This is a genomic window from Halomonas sp. BC04, assembly GCF_000568385.1.
This window is the reverse complement of sequence record NZ_AZQX01000230.1, coordinates 1-11,828: the sequence shown is the minus strand read 5'-3', so window position 1 is coordinate 11,828 and position 11,828 is coordinate 1. Positions and strand designations below refer to the sequence as shown.

At 66.1% G+C, this 11,828-nt stretch carries 7 protein-coding genes and 3 pseudogenes; 7 read left to right on the top strand and 3 right to left on the bottom strand.

Features of this window, described 5'->3' with window-relative positions; genetic code table 11:
- From astD to malG, 7 genes and pseudogenes are all read left to right on the top strand, one after another.
- Nucleotides 1-1,301: pseudogene (gene astD / locus Q427_RS16030) on the top strand (succinylglutamate-semialdehyde dehydrogenase); the annotation flags it as partial.
- Nucleotides 1,298-2,660 (top strand): annotated as a pseudogene (gene astB / locus Q427_RS16025) (N-succinylarginine dihydrolase). The pseudogenes astD and astB, both read left to right, overlap by 4 nt.
- 53 nt (nt 2,661-2,713) lie before the next feature.
- Nucleotides 2,714-3,187, top strand: a complete 474-nt coding sequence (locus Q427_RS16020; protein WP_043515738.1) for a GNAT family N-acetyltransferase — start codon at nt 2,714-2,716, stop codon at nt 3,185-3,187.
- Nucleotides 3,126-4,328 carry a cell division protein ZapE gene (zapE, locus tag Q427_RS16015; protein WP_231613732.1) on the top strand — a complete coding sequence of 401 codons (1,203 nt, stop codon included), beginning with the start codon at nt 3,126-3,128 and terminating at the stop codon, nt 4,326-4,328. The genes Q427_RS16020 and zapE overlap by 62 nt, the downstream gene beginning before the upstream one ends.
- A 191-nt stretch (nt 4,329-4,519) precedes the next feature.
- Nucleotides 4,520-5,710: a maltose/maltodextrin ABC transporter substrate-binding protein MalE gene (malE, locus tag Q427_RS16010; RefSeq protein WP_043515735.1), complete on the top strand. Its 1,191-nt coding sequence runs from the start codon at nt 4,520-4,522 to the stop codon at nt 5,708-5,710.
- Nucleotides 5,711-5,779: 69 nt separating this feature from the next.
- Nucleotides 5,780-7,396: a maltose ABC transporter permease MalF gene (gene malF / locus Q427_RS16005; RefSeq protein WP_043515732.1), complete on the top strand. Its 1,617-nt coding sequence runs from the start codon at nt 5,780-5,782 to the stop codon at nt 7,394-7,396.
- Between the two features lie 15 nt (nt 7,397-7,411).
- Nucleotides 7,412-8,301: pseudogene (malG, locus tag Q427_RS16000) on the top strand (maltose ABC transporter permease MalG).
- Nucleotides 8,302-8,412: 111 nt separating this feature from the next.
- Here malG and ugpC read toward each other — a convergent pair.
- From ugpC to Q427_RS15985, 3 genes are all read right to left on the bottom strand, one after another.
- Nucleotides 8,413-9,528 (bottom strand): sn-glycerol-3-phosphate ABC transporter ATP-binding protein UgpC, encoded by a 1,116-nt coding sequence (ugpC, locus tag Q427_RS15995; RefSeq protein WP_043515729.1) that lies wholly within the window; start codon nt 9,526-9,528, stop codon nt 8,413-8,415.
- Nucleotides 9,516-11,177, bottom strand: a complete 1,662-nt coding sequence (locus Q427_RS15990; protein WP_043515727.1) for an alpha-glucosidase — start codon at nt 11,175-11,177, stop codon at nt 9,516-9,518. Before Q427_RS15990 ends, ugpC begins: the two co-directional genes overlap by 13 nt.
- A gap of 182 nt (nt 11,178-11,359) precedes the next feature.
- On the bottom strand, nt 11,360-11,828 hold a 469-nt coding region (locus Q427_RS15985), incomplete at its 5' end, for a LuxR C-terminal-related transcriptional regulator (protein WP_043515724.1).

The following is an 11,828-nucleotide window of genomic DNA, read 5'->3' as shown; positions in this document are numbered from 1 at the left end:
TGGGCGCGGCGCGCCTTCGAGGAGCGTCTGGCGGTGGTGGAACGCTTTCGCGAAGTGCTGGAGGCGCATCGCGAGGAYCTGGCGCGCACCATCGCCTCGGAAACCGGCAAGCCGCTCTGGGAGGCGCGCACCGAAGTGGGCGCCATGATCGGCAAGGTGGCGATCTCGGTGCGGGCCTACCATGAGCGCACCGGCGAGCGCAGCCGGGACTTGGGCGACACCCGCGCGGTGCTGCGCCATCGTCCCCATGGGGTGATGGCGGTGTTCGGACCCTACAATTTCCCTGGGCACTTGCCCAACGGCCATATGGTACCGGCACTGCTGGCCGGCAACACCGTGGTGTTCAAGCCCAGCGAGCAAACGCCGCTGACCGCCGACCTCACCCTGCAGTGCTGGCAGGAAGCTGGCCTGCCCGACGGCGTGATCAACCTGGTTCAGGGCGGTGCCCCCGTGGGGCAGGCGCTCTCGGCACATCCGGGCATCGACGGCCTGCTGTTCACCGGCAGTGCCAAGGTGGGCGGGCTGCTCAACCGCCAGTTCGCCGACCGATTCGACAAGATCCTGGCCCTGGAGCTGGGGGGCAACAACCCGCTGGTGGTCAAGGACGTGCACGACCAGGACGCCGTGGTGCTGACCATCCTGCAGTCGGCCTTCCTCTCCGGCGGCCAGCGCTGCACCTGCGCCCGGCGCCTGATCGTGCCCGAGGGSCAGGTCGGCGATCACCTGCTCGATGCCCTGGTGGACGCCATCGGTCGGCTGCACGTGGCAGGCCAGTTCGARGAGCCGGCGCCGTTCTACGGCGGCCTGGTCAGCCCGGCGGCGGCCAGSGGCTGCTGAAGGCCCAGGACGAACTGGAAGCCCTGGGTGGGGTGGTGTTGTCGCGCATGGCGTGCCTGAAGGAAGGCACCAGCCTGCTCAGCCCCGCGCTGATCGACGTGACCGGCCTGGAGGTGCCCGACGAAGAGCACTTCGGTCCCCTGCTGAAGGTATACCGTTATAGGGATTGGAGCGAAGCGGTCACTATCGCCAATGACACCCGCTACGGCCTCTCCGCCGGCCTGATCGGCGGCGAACGCGCCGACTGGGACGACTTCCTGCTGCGCATTCGCGCCGGCATCGTCAACTGGAACCGCCAGACCACCGGCGCCTCCGGCGACGCTCCCTTCGGTGGTGTCGGCGACAGTGGCAATCACCGCCCCAGTGCCTATTATGCCGCCGACTACTGCGCCTATCCGGTGGCCTCCATGGAGAGCGACGACCTCCACCTGCCAGACCAGCTGCCGCCGGGGGTGGTGTTATGAGCGACGCTGTGACGCTGCACGACGAGAGCTACCGGGAAGTCAATTTCGACGGACTGGTGGGGCCGACCCACAACTACTCGGGGCTGGCCCACGGCAACGTGGCCTCCATGTCCCACGGCGGGCTGGTCTCAAACCCCCGGGAGGCCGCGCTGCAGGGGCTGGGCAAGATGAAGGCGCTGATGGACGCCGGCTACGCCCAGGGTGTGCTGCCGCCCCAGCAGCGGCCGGACCTCGGCGCGCTGCGGCACTGGGCTTCASCGGAAGCAATTCCCAGGTGCTGACCCGTGCCGCCAGTGAGGCGCCCCAGGTGCTGCGGGCGGTCTGTTCGGCATCGAGCATGTGGACCGCCAATGCCGGCACGGTGACGCCGAGCCTGGATGCGCCGGATGGGCGGGTACACTTCACCCCGGCCAACCTGCAGTCGAGCTTTCACCGCTACCTGGAGCCGGAAACCACCGGACGCGTGTTGGCGGCGATCTTCCATGACGAGAGGCACTTTGCCCATCACTCGGTACTCCCGGCGACTCCGGCCTTCTCCGACGAAGGGGCGGCCAACCATACCCGGCTCTGCGGCGAGCATGGCGAGCCCGGCGTACACCTCTTCGTCTATGGCCGTCAGGCCTTCGGGGGGCGCGTCGAGCCGCGCAAGTTCCCGGCCCGGCAGACCCTGGAGGCGAGCCAGGCAGTAGCGCGCCAGCACGGGTTGCGTGGGGATCAGGCGGTCTTCGCCCAGCAGCATCCCGATGCCATCGATGCGGGCGTGTTCCACAACGACGTGATCGCGGTGGGCAACGGCCCGGTGCTGCTCTACCACGAGATGGCCTTCCTCGACGAGCAGGCGACCCTCGACGAGCTGCGCCGCAAGATGCGACGCCGCTGATTCCGGTGCGGGTGCCGCTGGAGGCGGTGAGCCTCGAGGATGCCGTGGCATCCTACCTGTTCAACTCCCAGCTGCTGACCAACCCCGATGGCAGCATGACCCTGGTGGTGCCCGGCGAGTGCCAGGAGCGCGAGGCCGTATGGCGCACCATCCAGGATCACCTGCTGGCAGGTAACAATCCCATCGGCGAGGTGCTGGTCAAGGACGTGAAGCAGAGCATGCGCAACGGCGGGGGCCCCGCCTGCCTGCGTCTGCGGGTGGCCCTCTCGCAGGTGGAACGATCGGCGTTGACCGGCCGCGTGCTGCTCAACGACGGGCTCCATGAGGAGCTGACCGCCTGGGTCGGACGTCACTACCGCGACCGCCTGGCCCCCGACGACCTGGCCGATCCGCAGCTGGCCGACGAGACACTCGCTGCCCTGGACGAGCTGACCCGTATCCTGCAGATCGGCTCGGTCTACCCCTTCCAGTTGGGTTAGGCTTTCCGCCGAGACGTCATTTCCCGCCGAGACCTAAACAGGATAGGGCCATCATGCGAGATATCACGATCGTGCGGCTGAATACCGACTCCGACCATGTGGCGACGGTGGCGAGCTGGACCTATGCCGAGTGGGGCCACCTGCACCCCGACAGCACCCCCGAGTCATACCGGGAGGCCTTCCGCCGGGAGTGCGGAGATGGCGGGGTGCCCTCGGTGTTCGTCGCCATGCAGGGCGACCGGCCGGTGGGAACGGCGGCCCTGATGGCCGAGGACATGGACAGCCGCCGCGAACTCACGCCCTGGCTCGCCTCGGTGTTCGTACTGCCGGAGTGGCGCGGGAGGGGCATCGCCGCCAGGCTGATTCGTCGCGTCGAAAAGGAGGCCGTCGCCTGTGGCGTCGACCAGCTCTATCTTTACACCCCCGACCAGCAGGGACTCTATCGCCGTCTCGGCTGGTCCGACCATGAGGAACTGCGCTACCGGGGCGAGGAGGTCACCATCATGGTGCGCCGGCTCGAGGCATGACGGCCGCCTCCCCGCTGGCCTTGTACCGGGAGGCGGTGGAGCGCCACGCTTCGTCCCGGACGAGGCGCAACGGGCCGCCGCCTTCCGGCTCGACGCCTGCCACCGGGCGCTGCACGATAACGCCGCCTCAGATGGGCGCCAGGCCATACCCGGCGTCTATCTCTGGGGGCCGGTGGGGCGCGGCAAGACCTGGCTGATGGACGGTTTCCACCGGCATCTCCAGGTGCCTGCTCGGCGCCTGCACTTCCACCATTTCATGCGCTGGGTGCACCAGCGCCAGTTCCAGTTGAGTGGCACCGCTGACCCGCTCACCGCATTGGCGCAGGAGCTTGCGGCCGAGGTGCGCGTGCTGTGCCTCGATGAGTTGTTCGTCAATGATATCGCCGATGCCATGCTGCTCGGCCGGCTGCTGGGCGCGCTGTTCGACGAGGGACTGGTGCTGGTGTGCACGTCGAACCAGGCACCGGAACGACTCTATGCCGACGGCTTCAATCGTGATCGCTTCCTGCCCGCGGTGGCGGCCATGATCCGTCATATGGAGGTGGTCGAACTGGATGGCGGACAGGACCACCGGCTGCATCCTGGCAAGCCACTCCAGCGCTACTGGGTGACCGGGCCCGGTCGACGCAGCGCCCTTGCGGCGATCTTCGACCGGCTGAGTGAGGGTGAGGCAAAGGGCAGCGAGTCCATCCCGGCTTTCATCGAGCTGGGGCATCGCCGGGTTGCGGTGGAGCGGCGCTGCAAACGGGTGGTGTGGTGCCGCTACGCCGAACTATGCGAACAGCCCCTGGCGGCGCTCGATTTCATCGCCTTGGTCGATGAATTCGATCATGTCCTGCTGAGCGGGGTGCCCCGACTGAGCGATGCGAGTACATCGAACAGCATCGCCCGAGGCACCGAGGATGGCGCCGAGCGCATCGAGGCCGGGGAGAGGGAGCTGCCGCCGCTCTCGCGGCGCGACGATGGTGTACGTCGCTTCATCGCCCTGGTCGATGAATGCTACGACCGTCGCGTACCCCTCTATGTGGAAGCCGAGGTGCCCATGGAAGAGCTCTATCCCCACGGCTATCTCGCCTTCCCGTTCCGTCGTGCCTTGAGCCGCCTGCAGGAGATGCAGCTGGCGCGGTTCGGCACCCGGTAAGAGGACCCTCGTACTCTATCGCCTATGCTTCCGATTCCCGCCCACTAAGGCGTCGTCGTCAACGGGTGTGGCTCTACGCCCCATGCTTACGCCGCCCCTACGCCCCCAGAGGAGGAGCCATCCGTGGCGCCGATTGGCGAGGCTAGTCAGGTCAACGACACTTCCTCGATAACAACAATGGGGCATGACCTATGCACACCACTCTTCTTCACAGCATCACGCCGCTGCTTGTTGCCACCTTGCTGGGCGCTTTCAGCGCACAGTTAATGGCTTTCGACGACGATCGCCTGACCCTCTGGATGGGCGACAACAAGGGCCAGGACGGCATCCGTGAGGTGGCGGCCCAATTCACCGATGAGACCGGCATCGAGGTCGACGTGGTCTTTCCCGATAACCTCACAGACCGTTTCCAGCAGGCCGCCGGCAGCGGCCAGGGGCCCGATATCGTGATCTGGGCCCACGATCGTATAGGCGAGTGGGCCCAGAGCGGCCTGCTCTTGCCAATCTCACCGAGCGACGACTTGCGCGACAACTATTTCGACTTTACCTGGGATGCCGTGCTGTGGAACGGCGAGGCCTACGGCTACCCGATCTCGGTGGAGTCGCTGGGGCTGATCTACAACAGGGCGCTGGTCGACGATGCGCCGGAGAGCTTTGCCGAACTGATGGCGCTGGATGCCGAGCTCGCCGAGCAGGGCAAGAAGGCGATCCTGTTCGACTATAGCGAGCCCTACTACGGCTGGCCGCTGCTGGCCGCCAACGGCGGCTACCCCTTCAAACAGACCGTGGAGGGTTTCGACGTCAGCGATATCGGCGTCAACAACGAGGGTGCCGTGCAGGGCGCCGAGCTGCTGGTGGAGTTGATCGACAGCGGCGTTCTGCCTCGTGGTACCGACTACAGCATTGCCGATACCCGCTTCAATCGTGGCGAGGTCGCGACCATGATCAGCGGGCCCTGGGCCTGGCCCAACCTGGAGCGTAGCGGTATCGACTACGGTGTGGCGCTGCTGCCCAAGGTCGGCGATGAGCGAGCCCGTGCCATGTACGGGGTGATGACGGCGATGATCAACGCCGCCTCACCCAACGACTTCCTGGCGGTGGAATTCCTCGAGAATTACCTGCTCAAAGAGGTCGGCATGCGCACCTTCAACAGCGATGGCTCGCTGGGTGCGGTGGCGCATATCGACTATCAGGAGGAGCTGGAGCGCGACGCCAACATCGCTGCGACACTGGCCAACGCCGAGATCGGCATGCCAATGCCCAACATCCCCGAGATGGGTGCCTTCTGGGCCGCCATGGAGCCGGCGCTGCAGAATATCGGCAGCGGTCGCCAGTCTCCCCAGGAGGCGCTCGACGCCGCGGCACGTCGCATGCGCCAGTAAGCCTACCCGTACGCACGCTCATGGCCGGCGGCATGAATGCCGCCGGCCCGCTCCCCCAGGATACCGACCATGTACACGACCAACGCTTCCCGAGGATTGCCGCGACACCGTTCGCGGCATGTCGCCGAGCGCTACACCCGCTGGGCCATGCGCGGCCTGGTGGCGGCCCTGGTACTGACCCTGATGTGGCTGGTGCTGGCCTTTCATCTCAACGGCCAGTGGATGTTCGCCCTGCTTTTCCTGGTGCTCGGCGCCTCGCTGGCGGTGGTGTTCACCAAACGCACCCTGATGAGTCACCGCTATATCTTTCCGGCGGTGGCGGGGCTCGGGGTTTTCGTGATCTTCCCGCTGCTCTATACCATCGGCATCAGCTTCAGCAATTACAGTTCCAGCAACCTGCTCAGCGAGGATCGGGTACGCGGTCAGTTGCTGGCACGCACCTATCAGGAGGAGAGCGCCACGTTCGGTTTCCAGCTCCATGCTACCGAGGAGGGTCTGCATATCTACCTGGAGCGAGAGGACGGAGACGGCGAGGCTACCCAGGAGGGCGAAGCGGAAGCCGAAGCTGCGCTGCAGGGCGCGTCACGCTTCGTCACCGGCCCCATTTCGTTGCAAGACGCGGCTCATCGGCTTGTCCAAATTCATCCTGCCGACGAAGTGGCCACCGGCGAATCACTGTCCATGCGCGAGGTGATTGCCGCTCGCGATGCGCTCCAGGGGCTCAGGTTGGTTACGCCGGCAGGGTTGGAGCTGCGTATGGCCGGGCTACGCCACTTCGCGCCCATGCTCGAACGCTTTGAGGCACGTGAGGACGGCAGTCTGTTCGATCGTCGCGACGACCGCGTACTGACCCCGGACCGTGAGACCGGCTTCTTCGTCAGCGACGACGGCCAGCGCATCACGCCCGGCTGGCCAGTGGCGGTGGGCCTGGACAACTACACGCGGATCTTCGCCGACCCCGATATCCGCGGCCCCTTCATGCAGATATTTGTCTGGACCTTCGCCTTCGCCGGTCTCACCGTGCTGTTCACCTTGACTGTAGGCTTCGCACTTGCCTCGCTGCTGCAGTGGGACCAGCTACGCGGGAAGGCGATCTACCGAACGCTGCTGATCCTGCCCTACGCGGTGCCGGCGTTCATCTCGATCCTGATCTTCAAGGGCATGTTCAACCAGCATTTCGGCGAAGTGAACATGATTCTCGACAGCCTGTTCGGCATCCGCCCCGAGTGGTTCACCGACCCTTGGCTGGCGCGCGCCATGCTGCTGATCGTCAATACCTGGCTCGGCTATCCCTACATGCTGCTGCTGTGCATGGGGTTGATCCAATCGATTCCCAGCGACCTCTACGAGGCGTCGGCGGTGGACGGCGGCGGGCCGCTCACCAATATGCTGACGATCACCTTGCCGCTGATCATCAAACCGCTGACGCCGCTGTTGATCGCCGCCTTCGCTTTCAACTTCAACAACTTCGTGCTGATCGCCCTGCTCACCGGCGGCAACCCGGACATCCTGGGTGCCAGTACCCCGGCGGGCACCACCGATCTGCTGGTCAGCTACACCTACCGCATCGCCTTCCAGGATGCCGGGCAGGACTTCGGGCTGGCGGCAGCCATCGCGACCCTGATCTTCCTGCTGGTGGCGGGTCTGTCGCTGCTCAATTTGCGCCTGTCCAGGGTCAAGGTCTGATAAGGAGATAGTGTCATGGCCATGGTTCAACCCCGCTCGATACGCGCCCGCAAGCTGGTCGCGCATCTCGCCCTGATCGGTTTCGTCTCGCTGATCGTCTTTCCGCTGCTGCTGGTGATCTCGATCTCGTTTCGCGAGGGCAACTTCGCCACCGGCACGCTGATCCCCGAACGCTTCTCGCTGGAACACTGGGCGCTGGCCTTCGGCATCCCCTGGGAGCGCGCCGACGGCAGCGTGGTGCAGCCGCCGTTTCCGGTGCTGCTGTGGCTGTGGAATTCGATCAAGGTGGCGGTGGTGTCGTCACTGCTGATCCTGATGCTTGCCACCACCAGCGCCTATGCCTTTGCGCGCATGCGCTTCAAGGGCAAGGCGCCGCTCCTCAAGGGCATGCTGATCTTCCAGATGTTTCCGGCGGTGCTGTCACTGGTAGCGCTCTATGCGCTGTTCGATCGTCTTGGCCAGCAAGTGTCGTGGCTCGGCATCAACACCCACGGTGCATTGATCGTCGCCTCGCTGGGTGCCGTGGCGCTGCACATCTGGACCATCAAGGGCTATTTCGAGTCCATCGACGGCTCCCTGGAGGAGGCTGCCATGGTCGATGGCGCCAGCACCTGGCAGGCCTTCCGCTACATCCTGTTGCCGCTGTCGGTGCCGATCCTGATGGTGGTGTTCATCCTCGCCTTCGTGATGAGCATCATGGAGTACCCCATGCGTCGGTGTTGCTGGTCGACGAGCACAAGCTGACCCTCGCCGTGGGCGCCCAGCAGTACCTCGCTGATCACAACCAGCGCTGGGGCAACTTCGCTGCCGCTGCGGTGCTCTCCGGCCTGCCGATCACCGTCGCTTTCCTGCTCTGCCAGCGCTGGATCGTTGGTGGACTCACCGCCGGTGGCGTCAAGGGCTAGCCCCGCTTCCCTGCCCTGAGCAGAGACTTGCTCAACCCCGGTCCCCCGACCGGGGTTCTTTTTCGAGCTTGGTAAGCACTGGGGCGCAGGGCGGTGGCCGGGGGAGGGAGGTCAGTGCGTAACGCCGGGGATCCGTACCTGGCGCGGGCATGCGCTGCCGTCGGGGCCGAACAAATGGCAGTGACCGCCGGCTAGGCCGAGGGTGATGGCCTGGTGGTCGTCGAGATGGGCGAGGCCGTCGAGACGCTGGGTCAGCGTCGACTCGATGCCCTCCACCTGCAGATGGGCGAGGGTCTCGTAGCCGAGCTTTTCGGCCACCATCAGGGTCGCCGGCAGCGTCGCCTCGGCCTGGTCCGGGGCGACGAAATCCTCGGCGCGCACGCCGAGAGTGGCGCGATCGCCGGCCTTGAGCCGGGCACCGTCGACGGACACCTGAAGGGTGGCGCCGCCGGGCAGACGCACTGCCGTATGTTCCCGTCCGGGATCGAGCACCTCGACATTCAGGGTATTGATGCGTGGCGAGCCGATGAATTCGGCGACCTCGAGGGTCTTCGGAAAGTGGTAGAGCGAAAGCGGTGCGCCGACCTGGGCGATGCGGCCGCCGGAGAGCAGCACGATACGGTCGGCCAGGGTCATCGCCTCGACCTGGTCGTGGGTGACGTAGATCATGGTCGCCTGCAGGCGCTTGTGCAGTTCGGCGATCTGTACCCGCGTGTCGACCCGCAGCGCCGCATCCAGGTTGGAGAGCGGTTCGTCGAACAGGAACACCGCCGGCTCCTTGACCAGGGTGCGGCCGATGGCGACCCGCTGGCGCTGGCCGCCTGAGAGATCCTTGGGGCGGCGTTCGAGCAGCTCGGTGAGATGCAGCATTTCGGCGGCGTGCTGCACGCGGCGACGGATCTCGGCCTTGTCGGTGCGCGCCAGCTTGAGGCCGAAGGCCATGTTCTCGGCCACGCTCATGTGGGGATAGAGCGCGTAGGACTGGAATACCATGCCGATGTCGCGCTCCTGGGGCGGGATCTCGTTGATGCGCTCGCCGTCCAGGCACATCTCCCCCTGGGTGATGTCCTCGAGCCCGGCGATCATGCGCAGCAGGGTCGACTTGCCGCAGCCCGAGGGGCCGACGAAGACCACGAACTCGCCGTCCTCGATGGTCAGGTCGATGTCGCGGGAGATCTCGATATCGCCATAGGCCTTGCCGATCCCTTCCAGTGTCAGGCGTCCCATGGGCTGTCCTCCGGGCATCGTGCGATGGCGACGCCGTAAGCGGGTAGCGTCAAGGTACCGTTCTGCCAGCGGCCGTTGACCAGCGCGGGGGCTTCCGCTAGCGCCTGGGCGTCGGCCGGCACGGCGATCTCGATCGTGGTGGCGGAGAAGTTGAGGGCCACCAGCAGGCGCTCGCCCCGGTGGCGACGCTCGAAGCGCAGCACGTCGGCTTGTAGCGGTTGGTAGCTCACATCGCCCTTGACCAGTGTGGGCTGTCCGCGACGGAAGGCCAGGAAGTCTCGGTAGGCATTAAGCAGCGAGGCCGAGTCGCCCTCCTGCTGGTCCACCGCCAGATTGGCGTGCTCGATGGGCACCGGCAGCCAGGGCGTGGCGGTGCTGAAACCGGCATGACGGGCATCGGCGACCCACGGCTGCGGGGTGCGGCAGCCGTCGCGGCCCTTGTAGGCCGGCCAGAAGGTGATGCCGGCGGGGTCGACCAGCTGCTCGAAGTTCAACTGAGCCTCGGGCAGCCCCAGCTCCTCGCCCTGATAGAGACAGACGCTGCCGCGCTGGGTGAGCAGAAAGGCCATGTAGAGGCGCAGTGCGGCGGGGTTGTCGGTGGCCTGCCAGCGGCTCGCCAGGCGCACCACGTCATGGTTGCCCAGCGCCCAGCATGGCCAGCCGTCGTCGATGCGGGCTTCCATCTCGGTGAGGGTGTGCTGCAGGAAGGTCGGGTCGTGGCGCTCGCCGAGCAGGTCGAAGGAGTAGGCCATGTGCAGCCGCTTGCCGCCCTGGGTGTACTCGGCCATCACCCGCAGCGAGTCGTCGTCACCCACCTCGCCGACGCTGGTGGTGCCGGGGTACTCGTCGAGCAGGGCGCGCAGCTTCTTGAGGAAGGCCAGATTCTCCGGCTGGGTCTTGTCATGGAGATGGCGCTGGAAGCCGTAGGGGTTGTCGGGGCGTACGCCGAGAAAGCCCGCGCCCAGATCCTCGCGGGGCGGATTGTCTTTCAGCTCGCCGTGGGTGCAGAAGTTGACCGCATCCAGGCGGAAGCCGTCCACGCCCCGCTCGAGCCAGAAGCGCACCTCGCCGAGGATCGCCTCGACCACCGCAGGGTGGTGGAAGTTGAGATCCGGCTGGCTGGCGAGGAAGTTGTGCAGGTAGTACTGGCAGCGGCGGGTATCCCACTGCCAGCTGGAGCCGCCGAACACCGACTGCCAGTTGGTGGGGGGCGATCCGTCGGGCTTGGCGTCGGCCCACACGTACCAGTCGGCCTTGGGGTTGTCGCGGCTGGCGCGGCTCTCGGTGAACCAGGCGTGCCGGTCCGAGGTATGCGACAGCACCTGGTCGATGGTGACCTTGAGGCCGCGGGCGTGGGCCGCTTCCACCAGGCGGTCGAAGTCGTCGAGGGTACCGAACATCGGGTCGACGCCGCGGTAGTCGCTGATATCGTAGCCGAAGTCTTTCATCGGTGAGGTGAAGAACGGCGACAGCCAGATGGCATCGACGTTGAGGGACGCGATGTAGTCGAGTCTGTCGATCACACCTTGAAGATCGCCGATACCGTCACCGCGGCTGTCCATGAAGCTGCGCGGGTAGATCTGATAGATCACCGCGCCGCGCCACCAGTCGGCGCCCTGTGGTCCTACATAGCGAGAAGCCTGTGCCATTGCGCATGTTCCTTGTTGTCCCTGAGAAGCTGTGCTTGAGACGTTGTGCTTGAGAAATAGCCTGCGGCGCACGCTGGTGCCGCCGCGAGAGTCGTCGTCGAGGCTATGGTGCGCGGCACCGGCACGGGTGAAATCCTCCCACCGGAGGAGGAGACGGCGTAGGTGGGGGGAGGAGGAGTGAACTAGTCGCCCTGGATGCGTGCCAGCAGCTCGCCGGCCAGGGCGATGGCCTCCTCGCGGCGGCGGATGTTCTGCTTCTGGTAGAGGCTGCGAATATGGGTCTTGATGGTGGTGGGGGCCACCGAGAGCTGCTCGGCGATCTGCTCATTGGAGAGTCCGGCGTGGATCAGGCCGAGGATCTGCCACTCGCGGCGGGTCAGCGGTGAGGTGCGGATCAGCTCGGGCACGTCGGGACGGGCGACGATAGCGGCAATCACCGTATCGTCCAGCATCAGCCTGACGGCGCTGCCAAAGTTGCGTTGGCGGCGGGCCAGCTCGATCAGTCGCACGGCTCGCTGGCGAGCCAGGGCATCGAGCTCATCAGTGTCGAGCAGGGCCTGAAGCAGCTCGGCCAGCGGTGGGCCGAGGCGCAGAAAGCTGCCGGTCAGGGCGGTGCGCGAGGCGAGTGCCAGCGCCCGGCGCAGGTGCCCG